This window comes from Nitrospirillum amazonense (genome assembly GCF_007828035.1).
Lineage (GTDB): Bacteria > Pseudomonadota > Alphaproteobacteria > Azospirillales > Azospirillaceae > Nitrospirillum > Nitrospirillum amazonense.
The window spans coordinates 742396-761073 of the sequence record NZ_VITV01000002.1 but is presented as its reverse complement, the minus strand read 5'-3'; the positions used below and the strand labels follow the sequence as shown (position 1 = coordinate 761073).

14 protein-coding genes and 1 pseudogene are annotated in these 18678 nt (G+C 68.4%); 7 read left to right on the top strand and 8 right to left on the bottom strand.

Going from position 1 to position 18678, the window contains the following annotated elements:
- Positions 1-2 precede the first annotated feature (2 nt).
- Positions 3-1109 carry a carbohydrate kinase gene (locus FBZ87_RS07435; protein WP_145609660.1) on the bottom strand — a complete coding sequence of 369 codons (1107 nt, stop codon included), beginning with the start codon at positions 1107-1109 and terminating at the stop codon, positions 3-5.
- Positions 1110-1373: 264 nt separating this feature from the next.
- Here FBZ87_RS07435 and FBZ87_RS07430 point away from each other — a divergent pair, with 264 nt between their 5' ends.
- From FBZ87_RS07430 to FBZ87_RS07415, 4 genes are all read left to right on the top strand, one after another.
- Positions 1374-4007 carry a tyrosinase family protein gene (locus FBZ87_RS07430; RefSeq protein WP_186454629.1) on the top strand — a complete coding sequence of 878 codons (2634 nt, stop codon included), beginning with the start codon at positions 1374-1376 and terminating at the stop codon, positions 4005-4007.
- Between the two features lie 78 nt (positions 4008-4085).
- Complete coding sequence (locus FBZ87_RS07425) at positions 4086-4481, top strand: hypothetical protein (RefSeq protein ID WP_145609658.1); 396 nt, start codon at positions 4086-4088, stop codon at positions 4479-4481.
- A 240-nt stretch (positions 4482-4721) separates the two neighbouring features.
- A complete protein-coding gene (locus tag FBZ87_RS07420) occupies positions 4722-6227 on the top strand; it encodes a S10 family peptidase (protein ID WP_088871246.1) in 1506 nt (501 codons plus the stop codon).
- A 72-nt stretch (positions 6228-6299) separates the two neighbouring features.
- Positions 6300-6989 carry a DNA-3-methyladenine glycosylase I gene (locus tag FBZ87_RS07415; protein WP_145609657.1) on the top strand — a complete coding sequence of 230 codons (690 nt, stop codon included), beginning with the start codon at positions 6300-6302 and terminating at the stop codon, positions 6987-6989.
- Here FBZ87_RS07415 and FBZ87_RS07410 read toward each other — a convergent pair.
- From FBZ87_RS07410 to FBZ87_RS07385, 6 genes are read right to left on the bottom strand one after another with little or no spacing between them, the layout of a single operon-like run.
- Positions 6986-8050, bottom strand: coding sequence for an ABC transporter ATP-binding protein (locus FBZ87_RS07410; protein WP_145609656.1), 1065 nt, complete (start codon positions 8048-8050; stop codon positions 6986-6988). The genes FBZ87_RS07415 and FBZ87_RS07410 overlap by 4 nt on opposite strands.
- A gap of 9 nt (positions 8051-8059) precedes the next feature.
- Positions 8060-8902, bottom strand: a complete 843-nt coding sequence (locus tag FBZ87_RS07405; RefSeq protein WP_145609655.1) for a carbohydrate ABC transporter permease — start codon at positions 8900-8902, stop codon at positions 8060-8062.
- Positions 8899-9786 carry a carbohydrate ABC transporter permease gene (locus tag FBZ87_RS07400; RefSeq protein ID WP_246134281.1) on the bottom strand — a complete coding sequence of 296 codons (888 nt, stop codon included), beginning with the start codon at positions 9784-9786 and terminating at the stop codon, positions 8899-8901. Before FBZ87_RS07400 ends, FBZ87_RS07405 begins: the two co-directional genes overlap by 4 nt.
- Positions 9783-11063 carry an ABC transporter substrate-binding protein gene (locus FBZ87_RS07395; protein ID WP_145609654.1) on the bottom strand — a complete coding sequence of 427 codons (1281 nt, stop codon included), beginning with the start codon at positions 11061-11063 and terminating at the stop codon, positions 9783-9785. The genes FBZ87_RS07400 and FBZ87_RS07395 overlap by 4 nt, the downstream gene beginning before the upstream one ends.
- Positions 11063-12238 carry a PLP-dependent transferase gene (locus FBZ87_RS07390; protein WP_145609653.1) on the bottom strand — a complete coding sequence of 392 codons (1176 nt, stop codon included), beginning with the start codon at positions 12236-12238 and terminating at the stop codon, positions 11063-11065. Before FBZ87_RS07390 ends, FBZ87_RS07395 begins: the two co-directional genes overlap by 1 nt.
- Positions 12235-12984: a FadR/GntR family transcriptional regulator gene (locus FBZ87_RS07385; RefSeq protein WP_145609652.1), complete on the bottom strand. Its 750-nt coding sequence runs from the start codon at positions 12982-12984 to the stop codon at positions 12235-12237. The genes FBZ87_RS07390 and FBZ87_RS07385 overlap by 4 nt, the downstream gene beginning before the upstream one ends.
- A 160-nt stretch (positions 12985-13144) precedes the next feature.
- Here FBZ87_RS07385 and FBZ87_RS07380 point away from each other — a divergent pair, with 160 nt between their 5' ends.
- Positions 13145-13522, top strand: coding sequence for a DUF427 domain-containing protein (locus tag FBZ87_RS07380; RefSeq protein ID WP_145609651.1), 378 nt, complete (start codon positions 13145-13147; stop codon positions 13520-13522).
- Between the two features lie 15 nt (positions 13523-13537).
- Here the strand turns inward: FBZ87_RS07380 and FBZ87_RS07375 are convergent, their stop codons facing one another.
- Positions 13538-14485 carry a LysR family transcriptional regulator gene (locus tag FBZ87_RS07375; RefSeq protein ID WP_145609650.1) on the bottom strand — a complete coding sequence of 316 codons (948 nt, stop codon included), beginning with the start codon at positions 14483-14485 and terminating at the stop codon, positions 13538-13540.
- A 246-nt stretch (positions 14486-14731) separates the two neighbouring features.
- On the opposite strand from FBZ87_RS07375, the gene FBZ87_RS07370 reads away from it, so the two are divergent.
- On the top strand, positions 14732-17671 hold the full coding sequence (locus FBZ87_RS07370) for a TonB-dependent receptor domain-containing protein (protein ID WP_145609649.1): 2940 nt from the start codon (positions 14732-14734) through the stop codon (positions 17669-17671).
- Positions 17671-18666: pseudogene (locus tag FBZ87_RS07365) on the top strand (nucleoside hydrolase); the annotation flags it as partial. The gene FBZ87_RS07370 and the pseudogene FBZ87_RS07365, both read left to right, overlap by 1 nt.
- Positions 18667-18678 lie beyond the last annotated feature (12 nt).

The following is an 18678-nucleotide window of genomic DNA, read 5'->3' as shown; positions in this document are numbered from 1 at the left end:
CCTCAAATCGTCAGGCGGTGCAGGTTGGCGGCCAGCAATTGCGGCGACAGGCCGGGATGGACGCTGGCTTTGCTTTCGGTGGTCAGCGCCCCCACCAGGGCGCCCATCCTGGCGGCGGCCAGCAGGCCATCGCCGGCCACCAAGCGGAACAGGGTGCCGGCGATCATGGCATCGCCGGCGCCGGTGGTGTCGACGGGCTGGGCGGGTATGGCCGCGAAGGTGGCGGCGCTGTCGTCGCCGGCGACGGCCGTGCCCTGGGCGCCCAGGGTGACCACGGCGCCGGCCGCCCCACGGGCCCTCAGGCCATGGGCCGCCGCCTGGGCGCCCTCCAACCCCTCATGATGGGTGCCCAGCAGGGCGTTGGCCTCGTCCAGATTCATGAACAGCAGGTCGATGCCCGCCAGGTCCCGCGGCAGGCGCGCCAGCTTGGGGATGGAGACAGCGTCGATGGCCAGGTGGAACCGGGCGCCCCGCCGCCGCGTGACCAGGGCCGCCACCGTTTCCGCCGGCAGGTTGCAGTCGGCGAAGACCCAGTTGGCCGCTGCCAGGTGTGGCCAGGCGCGGTCCAGCAAGGCGGGGGTGAACAGGTCGAAGATGCGCATGTCGGCTGCGGCCACCGCCAGGTCGCCATCCGGGCCCAGGATGGCGGCGTATTCGGCGGTTGGCGCCTCTGCTGTCGCCGCCGTCTGGCTGACATCCACGCCGAGGCCGCGCAGGTGGTTCAGGATTTCGCGGCCGGCCTCATCCTCCCCCACCAGGGAGACCAGGGCGGTGGGCACCGCCAGGCGGGCCAGGTTCTCCGCCACGTTGCGGGCGACGCCGCCGGGGCTGCGCACGCCGGTCACGGGGTTGGAGGTGGCGGGCACCAGGGGGGCCAGCGCTTGGTACTTGCGGTCCAGCACCGCCCCGCCCAGGCAGACCACGCGGCGCCCCGCCGGCAGGATATAGCCCCGGCCCAGCAGCCGGCCTTTCTGCGTCAGGCTGACCACGTGGGCGGCAATGGTGGAGCGGGCCAGGCCCAGGGTGTCGGCCATGTCCTGCTGGCTGACGAAGGGGTTGGCCTCGATGGCGGCCAATACCGCGCGTTCCTGGTCGCTAAGATCGGTCATGGGGTGTCCGGCTGGCGAGATCACAAGGGGTTATAAACACATGTTCTCAAAAAAACATATGTTTTGGTGCGACCTTGATCATTCCCAGGACCGTGGTGTCAGTTCTCTCAGGTTGAGTATCTCCATTGTAAGAACTCGTTACATAATACCCTCTTGGCCGAACGAGCGGCGGCATCCATACTCCAGGTTGTTAATTTAATTATTAATGCGTTCATGGCGGGTAAATTGCCGGACGCTCTGGAGGGGGACGGGATGCGGCGATCGATGAAGGCGATAGCCCGGCGGGTCAGCATGTGCGCGGCCGTGGCGCTGGGGGTGGGGCTGTCGGCAACGGCCGGCGCGCAGACCGCGGCCGATGGCGCGAGCGCGCAGGTGGAAATCCTGGTCCATGGCGATGCCCGGACGGGCGCGCACTTCGACTATGTTACCTGGGCGCCCAGCCCGACGTTGGTGCGTGTCCGCCCCGGTACCCTGCCGCCGGGGGCGACCGTCACCGTGGTGCTGACCAACGCCGCCGCCCCGGCCGAGGGCAAGGGCCATGTCAACTTCGCCCTCACGGCGGACGAGTACAAGAAGGCGGTGGAGGGCGGCGGCGCCAAGGACCAGATCATCCTGACGCTGAAGGGCGACGGTACGCCCCAGCCCATCGTCGTGGCCGGTGACTTCCCGCACTTCAGCCGCGACGACAAGGACACCGCCATCGTCGCCCACCAGGGCACAGCCACGGGGCCGGTGATGGGTGGCGCCCAGGTCATGGTGCGCGTGCGCCGCAATGAGGAAACGCTGAGCGCGGAGGAGCGCAGCCGCTTCCTGTGGGCCCTGGCGGCCCTGCGCTTCCAGAAATCGCCCGACCCGCGCTGGCGCGACACCTACACCTTCCTGGTCGATATGCATGACATCGGCGCCCGCGGCTTCGCGGAACCGGCGGACATCGGCTATCCGGACCAGGAGCACAAGGCGGCGGCCTTCGTCGCCTGGCACCGCGCCTTCCTGCTGGAGCTGGAGCGGGCGCTGCAGAAGGTGGACCCCTCGGTCACGCTGCCCTACTGGCCCATGTACTACTCGCCGGGCAAGGATGGGGCGACGGTGTTCCATGCCGACTTCACCGGTGCCAATACCGTGGCCGGCGATCCGGACTTCATGGCCACGGACCTGATCCGCTTCGACGCCGGCAACCCGCTGTACGGCTGGAACATGCCGGGCCGCGGGCCGCTGATGCGCTGGCGGCAGGACCGCAACAACGTCAAGCTGTTCAACACGCCGGGCATGCTGCTGGACAAATCCAAGGCGGGGCTGAAGTCCAACTATTCCTTCATGGCCGGTTCTGTCGAGGCCAACCCCCACAACATCGGGCACGGCTGGTCCGGCGTGTGGATGTCCAACTGCATGATCTCGCCCAGCGACCCCATGTTCTGGCCCTTCCACACCTATTTCGACTGGCTGTGGGCGGCCTGGCAGCAGCATTACGACCGCTTCCGCTCCGACGGCGCAGACCCGGCGCAGTACTGGCCCAACGACGCCTATGCCGACGGCAACCCCAGCAACAAGACCAATCCGCTGGGCCACCACCTGCGCGACACCATGTGGCCGTGGAACGAGGAGATTCAGCCCAAGCCGGTTGAAACCTTCAGCGCCCGCCGGCCGCCGCAGACGGTGGGCGGGCCCTTCGCCCCCTCCGGCGTGCCGGGCCTGTGGCCACAGACGCCGGCCAAGCCCACGCCGGGTGAGCTGATCGACTACGCCGGCTATGTCACGCCGGATACCGACGCCGGTGTGGGCTATGACAACCTGCCCTGGTCACCCAAGCAGCAGAGCCAGCCCTTCCAGGGCGACGTGGCGCCCACCGCCACGGCCATGACCACCTTCCTGGCCAAGGACCGCCCGGTGGCGGAACGGGTGGAGCAGGCCGCGCAGGTGGATCTGGCGGCGGCATCCGACGCGTCGGCCAAGTCCGCCATCCAGGCGGTGGCGCTGGCGACGGCCGAGGATGCGGAGGTGCGGGCGGCAGCCCTGGACATCCTGGCCCGCGTCGACACGGCTTACGCGGTGGAGACGGCCTACAAGGTCGAGGGTGACGCCAAGCACCCCACGCTGGCTCATGCGGTGGAACGGGTGCGCGCCATGGAGATGTTTGCCAACCGTCCGGTCGACATGCCGGCGGAAACGGCGCCGCCGCCCGCGCCCAAAACGGTGTCGGTGCTGGACAAGGGTCTGTACGCCACCGCCCGCAACGGCGTGCCCGACAACAACCCGTGCGTCGTGGGCGGCCTGACGGTGGAACTGCAGCACTTCCTGGCCAAGTCCACCGACGCCGTGCGCATCTTCCCGCAGGATGCGGCGGCCTTCGTCGCCTCTACCAACCTGTTCGAGGCGGTGCCGGCCGCCAACAGCCGCCATGTCCATGGCAAGGCCAACGCCAGTTGCGCCACGCCCTTTGACAAGGCGGTGACCCTGGACACCATGCGCCGCCTTCTGAAGGCGAGCGCTACGACGCCCACCAGCGCGGGCATCGACTGGTGGAAAACCAAGGCGCTGGCGGCCACCGTGCTGTCCCACAGCGGCGACGCGGCCACCATCAGCCTGGTGAAGGGGCTGGCGGCGGACGCCAAGGCCACGGTCGATGCCCGCGCCGCGGCCGTCAACAGCCTGCGCCACCTGAACGAAGCGGCCTTTGAGGCCGTGGTGGGCAGCCTGGACCGGGACAGGACGGCCCCGGCGGAGCTGAAGGCACAGGCCATCGCCGCCGTCGGCGCCTATGTCCTGGACCATGGCCGCGATCTGCCGCCGGATCAGCGTGCCCGCCTGGCCCGCCTGCTGGACACCCTGCCGGCGACGTCACCGGCGGAGCAGGCGGCGCTGAAGACCGCGCGGCGCATGCTGACGCTGGCCGCTGGCTGACCCAACCACCCCATCCGGCCGGACGGCGTCGTGACCCGCTTACCTCGCCGCCCGGCCCGCACATGAAGGAACATCCCCATGGCCAACCCGCCGACCTTCGCCGACGTGCAGACCATCCTGTTCACCATCACCGCGTCCCAGGACGATATCCAGGAGCGGATCGAAATCTACGGCCGCCACGATGCCCAAGGCCGCTATAGCTGGGAGACCGAGCCGGAACTGCTGGCCTCCATCGCCAACCCGTACGGAAAAGGCGACGTCCAGCTGATTCCGGACAAGCCTTACGCCACCATGAGCGATGAGCAGATCACCCAGCAGTGTCCGCTTGTGTCCAAGCTGTCACCGGGTACCGACGGCAGTCCACCGGCCATGCCGCCCCTTAGTCCCGCCACCGCCCGGCGCCATGCCACCGCCGATGAGCTGGCGACCATCCGCAACTGGCTGCGCACCATCCCCTATCCGCGTGGCTTCTGAGGCCCGGCGACCGCGACTCACCTGGCCTATTTACGGATACGATATCCCGGGCGACGGCGGGCCGGGCCCCCGCCGGTTGCGCTCGGTGCCGCCATGGGGCCATTCATCAACCCAGGGTCCGGTGTAACTGGCACCCCGATGCCGCAGGGAATGCCACGGGCTTGCGGGGTCGGTGGCGACCATGGTCTAAAAGTCGCCATCAGGCACAAAGATGCCGACCGATCAGGGGGACCATCCTTCATGCGCATCACTACGTTCGTCTCGTGCTTCGCCCTGCTGATGGCCATGGGCGCGCCCACCTATGCCGCCGACAAACCCGCCGACAAGCCGGGCAAGGAGGCGCCGAAGGATGACGGCGAGCTGGCGCCGTTCCCGGCCCCGAAGTCGGTCAAGCAGACGGCCACCATCGCCGGCAAGCGCGTCGAGTACACGGCCACCGTCGGCTCCCTGCCGGTGAAGGACGAGAAGGGCAAGACCATCGGCGAGGTGGTGTACACCGCCTACACAGTGGCCGGTTCCGGCGCCGCCGCGCGCCCGGTGACCTTCGCCTTCAACGGCGGCCCCGGCGCCTCCTCCGTCTATCTGAACCTTGGCGCCATTGGGCCGAAGCAGGTGGCCTTCGGCAAGGCCGGCGACAGCCCGTCCGACCCGGCCATCCTGAAGGACAACGCCAACAGCTGGCTGGACTTCACCGACCTGGTCTTCATCGACCCCATCGGCACCGGCTTCTCCCGCACCAAGGTGGATGAGGAACAGACCAAAAAGGCCTTCTACACGGCCGATTCCGACATCCATTACCTCAGCCGCATCATCTATGACTGGCTGCTGACTAACAACCGCCTGACCAGCAAGAAGTACCTGGTGGGCGAGAGCTACGGCGGCTATCGCCTGCCGCGCCTGGCCTATTACCTGCAAAGCCGCATCGGCGTGGGCGTGTCGGGCATGACCCTGGTGTCGCCCTACCTGGACCCGCCGGCCATCGGTGAGGCCGACGCCCTGTCGCCCCTGCCGTGGATGATCAACCTGACCGCCATGGCCGCCGGCAATTTCGAGCGCCAGGGCAAGCCCCTGAACGAGACCACCATGGGCCCGGTCGAGAAGTACGACCGCACCGAGTTCATGCAGGATCTGATGGCCGGCCCGCGCGACAAGGCCGCCACCGACCGCCTGTCCGCCAAGGTGGCGGAGCTGACCGGCCTGGATCCCAAGCTGGTGCGCCGCATGAACGGCCGGGTGGACATCGGCACCTACCTGCGGGAAATCCACCGCGCCGACGGCAAGGTGGGGTCGGTCTACGACAGCAACGTCACCGCCTTCGATCCGTTCCCCTCCAGCGCCGAGGCCCGGTACAACGACCCGCTGCTGGACGGCCTGATCGCGCCCACCACCTCGGCCATGGCCGACTTCGTCACCAACCAGGTCGGCTGGAAGGTGGAGGCGCGCTACAACGCCCTGTCGTATGAGGTCAACAAGCTGTGGGACCGGGACGACACCGATAATCCCGTCACCGACCTGCGCAAGGCCATCGCCAACGATCCCAAGATGGCGGTGACCATCGTCCACGGCTGGAACGACCTGTCCTGCCCCTACTTCGGCTCGCGCATGCTGATCGACCAGATGCCGACCTATGGCGTGGCGGAGCGGGTGAAGCTGCGCATGTACCCCGGCGGCCACATGTTCTACGCCCGCCCCGACAGCGGCGCCGCCTTCCGCAAGGACGTGATGGCGATGTACGACGCCAAGTAAGATTGAACCTGATGTAAAGTGAACGCCGGCCGGGACACGCTCCCGGCCGGCTTTTCATTTGGGGGGATGGGCATGTCGGATTTCGATGCGGTCGTGGCGCTGGCGGCGGCTCGCCATGGTGGGCTCGAGGCGCTGGAGGCCAAGCTGGCCGACCACCGGTCGCGCACCGCCGATGCCATCGCCGCCATCCCCGACGCCCGCATCCTGGCGGAGATGACGCGCCACCTGTTCCAGGGCGGCTTCTCCTGGAAGGTCATCAACGCCAAATGGCCGGGCTTCGAAGAGGCGTTCGATGGCTTCGACGTCCATCGCTGCGCCGCCATGTCGGAAGAGTGGTTCGACGCGCTGTTGAAGGACACGCGCATCATCCGCAACGCCGCCAAGGTGCGAGCGGTGCAGGTGAACGCCCAGTTCCTGCTGGACCTGGCGGCCGAGCACGGCAGTGCGGCCCACTTCTTCGCCGGCTGGCCCGACGCCGACTTCGTGGGTTTGCTGGAGGTGCTGAAGAAACGCGCCAGCCGCCTCGGCGGGGAGACCGGCATGCGCTTCCTGCGCACCTTGGGCAAGCCCGCTTTCATCATCACCCAGGACGTGGTGACGGCCCTGATCCGCGAAGGCGTGCTGACCAAGGCGCCGGGCGGCAAGGGCGACATGGCCAAGGTGCAGCAGGCGTTCAACACGTGGTCGGCGGAGACCGGCCGCGATCTGACGGCCCTGAGCCGACTCCTGGCGATGAGTGTCGAAAGCGGGCCATACCACTAAGACAGGCGGGCGCCGCTCACCGGATCGAACAGCAGCGGCGCGCCCGGCGGTGCGACCAGGCCCACAACGTCACCTGGCGCCAGTGGGCGCGGGTCCATAGTGAACAGCTTCAGGCGTTGGGGGCCGAGGGCCAGGTGTACCACCCGGCCGGTGCCCGTGGTCTCCACCACGTCAACGCGGACAGCCGTGCCCTCGGTTGGATCAGTCAGGGCCAGGCGCTCCGGCCGCAGGCCCAGGGTGAGGGTGGTCCCCGCCGCCAGACCGGCGGGCGGGGAGACGTGGGCCAGCGTCTGGCCCTCCACCACCAGCGCGCCTTCGGGCGCCAGCGTCGCGTCCAGGAAATTCATGGGCGGGGAGCCGAGGAAGCCGGCCACGAACAGGTTGGCGGGGTTGTCGTACAGATCCTGGGGGCTGCCCACCTGCTGGATGGCGCCGTCGTTCAGGGCGACGATGCGGTCGGCCATGGTCATGGCCTCCACCTGATCGTGCGTGACATAGACGCTGGTGGCGCCCAGCTCACGGTGCAGCTTGCGGATCTCATAACGCATCTGCTCGCGCAGGCGGGCATCCAGGTTGGACAGGGGCTCATCGAACAGGAAGGCCTTGGGGTTGCGTACGATGGCGCGGCCCATGGCCACGCGCTGGCGCTGGCCGCCGGACAGAGCCTTGGGCTTGCGCTCCAGCAGGCCGGTCAGGCCCAGCTTGGATGCGGCGGCCTCCACCGCCGCCTTGATTTCCGCCGGCGGCAGGCGGCGCTGCTTCAGGGCGAAGCTCATGTTCTCCCGCACCGTCATGTGCGGGTAGAGGGCGTAGGACTGGAACACCATGGCCAGGTCCCGGTCCTTGGGCGCCACCTCGTTCACCCGCCGGCCGTCGATGCGGATCTCGCCGCCGCTGGGCTCCTCCAGCCCGGCGATCAGGCGCAGCAGGGTGGACTTGCCACAGCCCGACGGCCCCATCAGGGCCACGAACTCGCCCTCGCGGATTTCCAGGTCCATGCCCCGCAACACCGGGCCGCCGCCGTAATCCTTGCTGACGTTGGAAAGCGTGATGGTGGCCATGGGGTTGGGTCAGCCTTTCACGGCGCCGGCCGTCAGGCCCTGCACCAGATAGCGTTGGATCACCAGGAAGAAGGCGCCGACCGGCAGCAAGGCCAGCACGCCGGCCGCCATCATCTGCCCGAAATCGACCGAGAATTTGGAGACGAAGCCCAGCAGCCCGGCGGGGAAAGTGCTGACGGCAGCGGAGGAGTTCAGCATCAGGCTGAACAGCAGCTCGCTCCACGCCGCGGTGAAGACGAAGCCGCCGGTGGCCGCCAGCCCGGGCAGGGTCAGGGGCAGGATGACCCGCCGCAGGGCCTGGAAGCGGGTGGCGCCGTCCATCATCGCCGCCTCCTCCAAATCCTTCGGAATGGCCTCGAAGAAGGACTGCATGAGGAAGGCGGCGAAGGGGGTGTTGAAGGCGGTGTAGACCACCACAAGGCCCGTCAGGCTGTTGGTCAGGCCCAGCGGCGCCAGCAGGCGGAAGATGGGCGCCACGATGATGACCAGGGGGAACATCTGGCTGACCAGCATCACCCCCACCACCCACGCCTTGCCCCGGAAGCGGAAGCGCGAGAAGGCGTAGCCGGCGGCCGATGCGGCGGCGGTGGCCAGCAGGCCGGTCGCGGCGGAAACGATCAGGCTGTTGCGGAAGAACAGCGGGAACTGGCTGTGGCGCAGGACGGACCCGTAATGGTCCAGCGTCACGCGGGAGGGCCACAGCCGCACGCCCTCGCCATACATCAGATCGTCGGGCGTCAGCGACACCTTCAGCAGCCAGAACAGGGGGAACAGGGCGAAGGCGACGAAGGCCGCCAGCGCCAGGGCGTGCAGGACGCGGGCCCCAATACTGTGGGGGGTGGTCTTGCTCATGGCCGCTCCGTCATCGCGTGGCGCAGCACCATGACGGCGGCGGCGTAAGCCAGCAGCAACAGCAGCAGCACGGCGGCCACGGCGGAGGCGTAGCCGAAGTCCAGGCGCTGGAAGGCCAGGGTGAAGATGTAGCTGGACAGGATCTGGGTGGCGTCGGCCGGCCCGCCCTTGGTCATCACCACGATCAGCTCGGCGAAATTGGCCACCCACACGGTGCGCAACATGACGGTGATGGCGATGGTGGGCGCCAGCAGGGGCAGGGTGACGCGGCGGAAGCGCAGCAGCGGCCCGGCGCCGTCCATGGCCGCCGCCTCATAGATGTCCTTGGGGATGGACTGCAGGGCCGCCAACAGCGTGATGGCGAAGAAGGGGATGCCCCACCAGACGTTGGCGGCAATGGGCCCCCACAGCGCCAGGCGCGGGTCGGACAGGATGTTCTCCGGCGTGGCCAGCAGGCCCAGCCCGTGCAGCCAATGGGGCAGCGGGCCGATCACCGGGTTGAACAGCCAGGCCCAGGTGAGGCCGGACAGGAAGCCTGGCACCGCCCAGGGCAGGAAGACCAGGGCCTGCACCAGGCCGCGCGCCGGGAACGGCCGGTTCAGCAGCAGCGCCAGGACGAGGCCGAAGGTGAATTGCAGCGCCACCGACACCGCCGTCCACACCACCGTGTTGCGCAGCGCCGTCCAGAAGCCGTCGTCGTCCAGCATCTCCCGGAAATGATCCAGGCCGACGAAATCGCCACTCAAGGGGTCCAGCAGGATCAGGTCGTGGAAGGCGTAGGACAGGCCGGTGACCAGCGGCACCAGCATGATGGCGGCGATCAGCAGCAGCGACGGTGCCGTGTAGAAATAAGGTTCCAGCTTCAGGGCCAGGGTGCGGTTCATGGCTTTACACCCCCCAACTGACTTGAAGAGGCCTGCTTGCGCTTGGCCTTGGTCAGGTAGGCGGCCCATTGCTTGTTCATGGTGGCGGGGCTGATCTGGCCCAGCAGGGCCTGCTGGCTGCTGCGCACCACCAGGCTGTCGGCGAAATAGGCGAAGCCCGGCAGGTAGGTGGGCATGAGGGTGGGCACCACGTCCGGATCCGCCAGTTCCGCGAACCACCCCTGATAGATGGCGCCGGCGTACAGCGGGTCGTGCGCGGCGGCGGTGTAGACGGGCAGGGCGCCGGTCTGCTGGTTCCAGGCCAGGTTGCCGGCCGGGTCGTTCAGGGCCGCCACCAAGTCCCAGGCCAAATCCTTCTGGGCGGACTTCTTGAAGATGGACCAGCCGGCGAAGCCCAGGGTGGGATAGGCCTTGCCGTTGGGGCCCTTGGGCCAAGGCGCCACGCCGAAATCCTCCGCCTTCATGCGGGCCTTCAGCGCGATCAGGGCGTCGGGGTCCTGGTCCACCATGGCGCAGGTGCCGGTGTAGAAGCCGGCCACCACCTCGTTGAAGCCCCAGTTGACGCTGTCCCTGGGCGCCAGCCCGTCCTTGTACAGGTCGATCAGCCAGGTGGTGCCGGCCACCCAGCCGGCGTCGTTCAGGGTGCTGGTGCCGTCGTCATGGAAGAAGGCGTTGCCGCCGGCGATGCTGGCCCCGAACATGACCCAGCCGTTCAGGCCGCCCGGCCCGCCGCGCAGGCAATAGCCGGACTTGCCCGGCAGTTGGGCGATCCGGGCGGCGTCGGCGCGCAGTTCCTCCAGTGTCCTCGGCGGCTCGGCGATGCCCGCCTGCCGGAACACCGCCTTGTTGTAGTACAGGGCGCGCAAATAGAAGCCGTAGGGCAGCATATACGCGGTGTCGGCCACGGAGCGCGCCACGGTCAGGGCCCGGTCGTTCAGGCCCTGGGTCTCCGGCCAGCGCGCCAGATAGGGCTCCAGGCTTTCCAGCTGGCCGTTGCCGGCATAGAGGGACAGCCAGCGGTCCGGCATCTCCACCACGTCGGGGATGTCGCCCGCCGCCACCATGGTGGCCAGCTTCTCGAACGCCGATCCCCAGGCCAGGGAGGTGATCTCCACATGGGTGCCGGGGTGGCGGGCCTCGAAACCCGCCACCAGCCGCTTCAGCGTCTCCGTCCGCTCCGGGCTGCTCAACACCTCCACCAGCCGCAGCTCTTCGGCGTGGGCCGTGGCCGCTGGCAGAAGCAGGGTGAGGGTGAGGAGCAGGCGCTTCAGCATCATCAGCGTTTGGCCGCCGTCAAGGCTTGGTCCAGGTCAGCCCACAGCGCCTCCGTCCCCTCCAGCCCGACATGAAGGCGCACCATGGTGGCCGGCACGCCGAAATCGAGGGCGGAGTTGGGGCCGGCGGCCTGGACGTGGGTCACCAGGGCCGGGACCACCAGGCTTTCGTGCCCGCCCCAGCTGACGCCCAGGTGGAACAGGGCCAGCGCGTCGCACAGCGCGGGGATATCGATGCCGTCGTCCACGGTGAAGGAGAACAGGCCCGAGGTGCCGGTCAGGCCCGGCGGCAAGGGGCCCATCAGCGCCGGATGGTGCACCTTGGTGACGTTGGGGTGCTCGGCCAGCCGCCGTGCCAGGGTCAGGGCCGATGCCTCATGCGCTTTCATGCGGATGGGCAGGGTGCGCAGGCCGCGCAGCAGCAGCCAGGCCTCGAACGGCCCCAGCTTGGCGCCGATGTAGGGGCAGATGGTCCGGCGGATGATGCCGGTGAGATCGGCCCGCCCGGCCACCACGCCCGCCACCGTGTCGCTGTGCCCGCCGATGTATTTGGAGGCGGAGTGCAGGACGAGATCCACACCCAGCGTCGCCGGCTGCTGGAAGATTGGGGTGGCCCAGGAGTTGTCGATCAGGCTGACGGCGCCGTGCTTCCTGGCCAGGGCCGCCAGGGCCGCCACGTCGTGCGCCTCCATCATCCAGCTGTTGGGGCTTTCCAGGTACAGCAGGCGGGCGCCGGGCAAGGCGGCGTCCACGGCGGCCAGGTCGGCGCCGTCGACGTAGGTGGTGGTGACGCCCCATTTCTTCAGCAGCGTCTCGAACAGGCGGTAGGCATCCGGGTAGACATGGCGGACGCAGACGATGCGGTCGCCCGGCTGCACCAGCGCCAGCACGGCGCCGGAGATGGCGGCCATGCCGCTGGGGAAGCCGATGGCGTCCTCCGTCCCCTCCAGCGCGGCCATCTTGCGCTCGAACTCCGTCACCGTGGGGTTGGTGGTGCGGGAATAGACGTTGCGCGACCGCTTGCCGGCGTAGGTGTCCGCCATCTCCTGGAAATTGGGGAAGGTGAACAGCGATGTTTGGACGATGCCGGGCACCACCGCTTCATAGGCGTGGGTGATCTCATCATGCGCCACCAAGCGCTGGGCCAGGGCCACGGGGTCTTCGGTAAAGTCGGTCATTGCGGGGAGCCGGTTGTGGGGGACATGGCCTGGATGTCTTCTTCGACGATGGCGAGGATGCCCAGGGTTTTCAGCCGTGCGGCCTCCGGATCGCCGGCGCGGATGGCGTCGAACAGCTCGCGGTGCAGGGCGAAGGATCGGCGGGCGAAGTCGGGACGGTCGAAGGGCTTGTCGAAGAAATGCTCGAACGTCTCGCGGAACTGCTCCAGCAACTGGCGGAACAGTGGATTGTGGGTGGCATCATAGATCGCCAGGTGGAACTGCAAATCCTCCGGCCCGGCGGTGCCCTGGTCCAGGTGCACGCGCTCCATGGCCACCAGCTTCTCCTCCAGGATGGCCAGGTCGGCCGGGGTGGCGCGGCGGGCGGCGGCCTCGCTGGCCGCGACCTCCAGACCCCGGCGGATCTCCAGGGTCTGCAACAGCCGGTCGCGCAGCAGCCCGGCATCTATTGTCAGCGAGACATGGACGGCGCCGGGCGTGATGGCCCGCAGCAGATAGGTGCCGCTGCCCTTGCGCGTCTCCACCAGGCCACGCGCCTGGAATTGGCGAATGACCTCCCGCACCGTGGACCGCCCGACGGCCAGGCGGGCCATCAGCTCCCGCTCCGTCGGCAGGCGGTCGCCCGGCTGCAAGGCCCCCTCGGCGATGAAGGCCGCCAGGGCGGCGCTGACCGCTGCGATGCGGTCGGCGCTGGGCAGCGGCTGCAGGGCCGCGCTGGCGGGAAGGGGGGAGGCGGTCGGAACCACGGCACCTCGGATGTCATGGGTGGGACGCGGCGCTATCCCGACGCCGCCCCAAATTGGTCTGACATCTGATGATCGGTGCGCGGTCAGGGGCTGTCAAGCGGGTCTCGACGCCTGGGACCACCGGCCCCATATCCTTGGAAGCGACCGCAGGAGGCAGCCCATGTCCGACAAGACGATCAAGATACCCGGGCCCGATCATCCCATCACCATCGAGCGCAACCCCAGGCGGGTGGTCGTGACGCTGGGCGGCAAGGTGATCGCCGACACGCGTGACGCGCTCAGCCTGCGGGAGGCGCGCTATCCGGCTGTCCAGTACATCCCGCGCAAGGATGTGGACATGGCGGCGCTGGAGCGCACCGACCACACCACCCACTGCCCCTACAAGGGCGACGCTTCCTACTTCAGCATCCCCGCCGGCGGCGCGCGGGCGGTGAACGCGATCTGGACCTATGAGGCGCCGCACGCCGCTGTCGGGGCGATAAAGGACCACCTGGCCTTCTATCCGGACCGGGTGGATTCCATCGCCGAGAGCGATTGAGGCTGCCGCCGGCGTTCAGGGCAGGCGGTTGGCCGCCAGCTTGTCGCGCAGCTTGGCCGTCAGCCTCTGCGCGAATTCCACGCCGCGCGGATGCTCCTCCCGCAGTTGCGGGCGGTGCAGCAGGCGTAGCTGGCGGCGCACGGTGGGACCGTCCAGGCGGATGCGCCGCAGGCGGTCCTCGGGGAAGCCCAGGGTGTACAGCCAGGGCATGACCCCGATGGCCAGGCCGCTCAGCACCAAGCCGTAGAGCGAGTTGACCTGGTCCACGCGGTAGCGGGTGGACGGCGCCAGATCGTTCTGTTGCAGGGCGGCCGAGGTCAGCTCGCCGATGCTGCCGCCGGCGAAATGCACGATCTCCTGACCGGCCAGGGCGCGCCACGGCAGGCGGTCGTGGGCGGCCAGGGGATGGTCGGCGCGGGCCACCAGCAGCATCTCATCCTCGAACAGGGGCACGCCTTCCAGGTCGTCATCGGGCAGGGCCTGCACGGTCACCACCAGGTCATAGGTGCCGCCGCGCAGGCCGCGGATCAGCTGGTCGGCGCGTCCGTCATGCAGGTGGGGGACGACCCCCGGCATGTCGCCCGCCAACTCGGCCAGCGAGGCGGCCACCGCCTCCATCGCCGTGGGGATGGCGCCGATGCGCACCGTGGCGATCTCCCGCCCCGCGACCTCATGCATGTCGCTGAAGGCGTTGGCCGCCGTGGTCAGCAGGCGCTGGGCGTGCGGCAGCAGCGAGATGCCGGCATCGGTCAGCGTCACCTTGTGCGTCGTGCGGTCGAACAGGCGGACGCCCAGATGCGCCTCGATTTGGCGGATGCCGGCGCTGATGGCCGGCTGGGACACCGACATCTCCTCCGCCGCGCGGCAGAAGTTCCCCGTGCGCGCCAACTCCACGAAGAAGCGGAGCTGGCGCAGCGAGACGGGATTCTTCCAGGCGGGGGGCGCGTCGATGGTCCGGGACATGGCGGTTTTGTAATAAGGCAAAGTTATAAAAACATAAATGTAAAAACTTTCCCCTCTGAGGGGGCGCGCGTCATACTACATTCATAGTTCAGACGGGACGGGCCCAAACAGGGCAAGGAAGGTGGCGGGCAGCCGCCGGGTACCGCACGGACTGGACGGGCGACGGGCGGCAAGCCGCGCGCCACCTCGGGGGAGGAGCCGCCGACCGGGCAAGTGTCGGGCGCGAAAAAATCAGACGGGGGCTCCATGTCTATCAGCAGGAAGGCGCGTGCGCGCGCCGGGTGTTTCACCGCGACCATCGTCGCCATCGCCGCGGGGGCGGCCGGCACAGCCACGGCGCAGACCGCGTCCAGCGACACGGCGCTGACCGAGATCATCGTCACCGGCTCGCGCATCCGCAGCCCCGACGCCACCAGCGTCAGCCCCATCAGTACGGTCAGCGGCGAGGAGTTGCAGCAGCGCGGCGTGACGCGGGTCGAGGACCTGATCAACACCCTGCCGCAGGCCTACGCCGACCAGGGCGCCGGCAACCGCGGCGGCACGGTGGGCGCCAGCGGCACCGCCACCATCAACCTGCGCAACCTGGGCAACCAGCGCACCCTGGTGCTGATCGACGGCCGCCGCCTGATGCAGGGCGACCCGGACCGCACGGCGGCGCAGGCGCCCGATATCAACAACGTCCCGGCGGCGCTGATCGAGCGCATCGATGTGGTCACCGGCGGCGCCTCCGCCGTCTACGGCTCGGACGCCCTGGCCGGCGTCGTCAACTTCGTCCTCAAGAAGGACTTCGACGGCGTCGAGGTCGACACCACCAACGGCTTCTACAGCCATACCAACAACAATCCCATCCGCGCCGTTTCGGCGGCGGCCAAGCAGGCCTATCCCGGCGGGGCCACCTTCGATGGGCCGCAGAACGACGTCTCAATCACCGCCGGCAAGAACTTCGCTGGCGGGCGCGGCAACATCACGGGCTTCTTCAGCTATCGCCATGCCGAAGGGGTGGGGACGTCGGACCGCGACTTCTCCATCTGCGGCTTGTCGGCCGGCGCCAGCGGCTATTCCTGCTCGCTGTCCAGCGCTACATACCCGGCCCAGTTCCAGCCGCTGAACCCCAAGACGGGGGCCGCGCGGGGCACCTACACGCTGGACGGCACCACCGGCAACACCCTGCGCACCTACAAGACGTCGGACGGCTTCAACAACGGCCCCACCTACGACCTGCAGTCGCCGGACCAGCGCTATAACCTGGACCTGTTCGGCCACTATGAATACGCGCCCGGCCACCAGGTCTATGGCGAGTTCATGTTCATGCGGGACGAGGCCGACATCCGACTGTCGCCCACCGCCGTGTTCAGCGTGGCGGAGAAGGTCAACTGCAACAACCCCTACCTGTCGGCGCAGGAGGTCAGCGTCTTCTGCACCACGGCGGGGTTGAGCACCGCCCAGACCGCCAACGTGGTGGTATCGGAACGCGACGTGCAGGCCGGCTCGCGCCACGACTACACCACCCACACCGCCTACCGCGGCGTGCTGGGGGCCAAGGGCGACATCAGTGACGACTGGCAGTACGACGTCTACGCCCAGTACGGCCGCACCAATTATGACTCGCGGCTGACTGGCGACATCTCGCTGTCCAACTTCGCCAACGCGCTGCAGGCCGTGACCAATTCCAGCGGCCAGATCGTGTGCAAGACCGGTGCTGCCGGCTGCGTACCCATCAACATCTTCGCCATCGGCGGCATCACGCCGGAGGCGCTGGGCTATGTGCAGCAGGATTTCTACCGCACCGGCTTCACCCAGGAAGTGGTGGCCAGCGGCGCCGTCACCGGCCAGCTGTCGGCCCTCACCAGCCCCCTGGCCCACAGCCCCCTCGGCGTGGCCTTCGGCACGGAATACCGCCGGGAGTCGATCGGCCTGACGCCGGACAGCCACTATTCCTCCAAGGACGTGGCGGGCAATTCGGGCGGTGAGTTCCCGATCTCCGGCGCTTTCGATGTGAAGGAGCTGTTCGCCGAGGTGACCGCGCCGCTGGTTCAGGACCGGCCCTTCTTCCACAGCCTGTCCCTGAACGCCGGCGCCCGCTATTCCGACTACAGCACCGCCGGCGACACCACCGCCTACAAGGCCGGTGGTGAGTGGGCGCCGGACACCGACATCCGTTTCCGGGGCAGCTTCCAGCGCGCGGTGCGCGCGCCCAACCTGGTGGAACTGTACGGGCCGCAACAAATCACCACCGCCAACCTGACCGATCCCTGCGAAGGCGCCCATCCCACCGCCAGCCTGGCGGCCTGCCAGGCCTCCGGCGTGACGGTTGCCCAGTACGGCAACATCGCCCCGGCGGCGGGGCAGAAGTCCGGCGCCATGATCGGCGGCAACCCGGGCCTGAAGCCGGAAGAGTCCAACACGGTGTCGTTCGGGACCCAGATCACCCCGTCCTTCCTGCCGGGCGTGACGCTTACCGCCGATTATTTCGATATCGATGTGAAAAAGCTGATCTCGACCGTGCCGGCCACGATCGAACTCAGCCAGTGCATCGCCACCGGCACCTTCTGCAACCTGGTGGTCCGCAACCCCACCACCGGCTCGCTGGTCACCAGTGGCTATGTCGTCACCACCTATATCAACGCCGGCTACCTCGACACTTCGGGCGTCGATTTCTCGCTCTCGGCCAAATACGACGTGGCCGACCTGATCGGGGTGAACGGCCTGGGCCGGGTGGGGCTGAACTTCTCGGGCACCTTCACCGACAAGTATGAGATCCAGGTGCTGCCCAACACGCCGTCCTACCGCTGCGAGGGCTATTTCGGCGTCACCTGCGGCATGCCCATCCCCAAATGGCGCCACCGCATGGTGGTGGACTGGACCCTGCCGGACGGCCTGGACCTGATGGCCACCTGGCGCTACATCGGCGGCACCCGTAACGACAAGTCCAGCAGCGCCGTCTACCTGGCTGGCGCCTACCAGCCCTATGACGCCACGCTGCCCAGCGTCAGCTACCTGGACTTGGGCGTGTCGCTGGCCCTGACCGACGACATCAGCCTGCGGATGGGCGTCAACAACGTGTTCGACAAGGACCCGCCTGTAACCGCCAGCACCGGCGGCCAGGTTTCCAATGGCGCTTTCTACAGCGGCATCTACGATGCCCTGGGGCGCTATGTCTTCACCAACGTCAGCGCGCGGTTCTGATGGGGTCATCGATGAAGCTCGTTCATGCCGCGCGCGCCGCCGCGCTGGTGCTCTCCCTGGGTGCTACGGTTCCGGCCGCCGCGTCCGACAAGACCCTGATCTATTTCGACAATGATTTCCTGGGGCCTGGCCAGAGCAACATCCAGGCAATGATCCCGCTGCTGCGGGACCCCAAGGTCGAGCTGTTGGGGGTGGGCGTCGTCACCGGCGATGCCTGGCTGCAGGAGGAGACGCGGCACCTGCTGCGTTTCCTGGAGATCGCCGGCCGGCCGGACGTTCCGGTGGCCAAGGGGGCGGAGATGCCCCTGCTGCGCACCCAGGGCGAGATGCGGGCGTGGGAACAGCGCTACGGCGCCATCCCGTGGAAGGGGGCGTGGAACGCGCCGCGCCCGGACCGGAGCTATCATCCCGACGACCCGGCGCTGGTGCCACCCCTGCCCGAGGGCGAACCCCAGGTCGCGGCGGTGCCGGAAGACGCGGCGCACCTGCTGATCAGCCAGGTGCGGGCCCACCCGGGCGAGGTGATGGTGATCACGGCCGGACCGCTGACCAATATCGCCCTGGCGCTGCGCCTGGCGCCCGACCTGCCGGCGCTGGCCAAGGAGATCGTGATCGAGGGTGGTGGGCTGGATTTGGCGGTGGCCCGGGTCACCGGCAACACCGACTACGCCACCGACTTCAATTTCCTGTTCGATCCCGAGGCGGCGCACATCGTGCTGACTGCGCCGTGGAAGAAGATCACCGTCATGGGCAACGTCACCGGCAGTGTGAAGGTGACGCCGGAGCTGGTGGGGCAGGTGGTATCCGCCGGCACGCCGCTGGCCCGCTATTTCCATGACTACGCCAAGGTCGGCCAGCCGCTGTGGGATGAGCTGACCGCCGCCGTCGCCATCGACCGCTCCCTGGTCACGGAGGAGCTGGTGGCCCGCATGGACGTCGACCTGCTGCCGGGGCCGGCCTATGGCACCGCGCAGATCTGGAAGGACGAATTTGCCCCGCACCAGGGC

What these genes read in the sequence shown, in the direction of transcription:
- FBZ87_RS07435 (WP_145609660.1), bottom strand. Translation starts at nt 1,109, where the DNA reads ATGACCGATCTTAGCGACCAGGAACGCGCGGTATTGGCCGCCATCGAG.
- FBZ87_RS07430 (WP_186454629.1), top strand. Translation starts at nt 1,374, where the DNA reads ATGAAGGCGATAGCCCGGCGGGTCAGCATGTGCGCGGCCGTGGCGCTG.
- FBZ87_RS07425 (WP_145609658.1), top strand. Translation starts at nt 4,086, where the DNA reads ATGGCCAACCCGCCGACCTTCGCCGACGTGCAGACCATCCTGTTCACC.
- FBZ87_RS07420 (WP_088871246.1), top strand. Translation starts at nt 4,722, where the DNA reads ATGCGCATCACTACGTTCGTCTCGTGCTTCGCCCTGCTGATGGCCATG.
- FBZ87_RS07415 (WP_145609657.1), top strand. Translation starts at nt 6,300, where the DNA reads ATGTCGGATTTCGATGCGGTCGTGGCGCTGGCGGCGGCTCGCCATGGT.
- FBZ87_RS07410 (WP_145609656.1), bottom strand. Translation starts at nt 8,050, where the DNA reads ATGGCCACCATCACGCTTTCCAACGTCAGCAAGGATTACGGCGGCGGC.
- FBZ87_RS07405 (WP_145609655.1), bottom strand. Translation starts at nt 8,902, where the DNA reads ATGAGCAAGACCACCCCCCACAGTATTGGGGCCCGCGTCCTGCACGCC.
- FBZ87_RS07400 (WP_246134281.1), bottom strand. Translation starts at nt 9,786, where the DNA reads ATGAACCGCACCCTGGCCCTGAAGCTGGAACCTTATTTCTACACGGCA.
- FBZ87_RS07395 (WP_145609654.1), bottom strand. Translation starts at nt 11,063, where the DNA reads ATGATGCTGAAGCGCCTGCTCCTCACCCTCACCCTGCTTCTGCCAGCG.
- FBZ87_RS07390 (WP_145609653.1), bottom strand. Translation starts at nt 12,238, where the DNA reads ATGACCGACTTTACCGAAGACCCCGTGGCCCTGGCCCAGCGCTTGGTG.
- FBZ87_RS07380 (WP_145609651.1), top strand. Translation starts at nt 13,145, where the DNA reads ATGTCCGACAAGACGATCAAGATACCCGGGCCCGATCATCCCATCACC.
- FBZ87_RS07375 (WP_145609650.1), bottom strand. Translation starts at nt 14,485, where the DNA reads ATGTCCCGGACCATCGACGCGCCCCCCGCCTGGAAGAATCCCGTCTCG.
- FBZ87_RS07370 (WP_145609649.1), top strand. Translation starts at nt 14,732, where the DNA reads ATGTCTATCAGCAGGAAGGCGCGTGCGCGCGCCGGGTGTTTCACCGCG.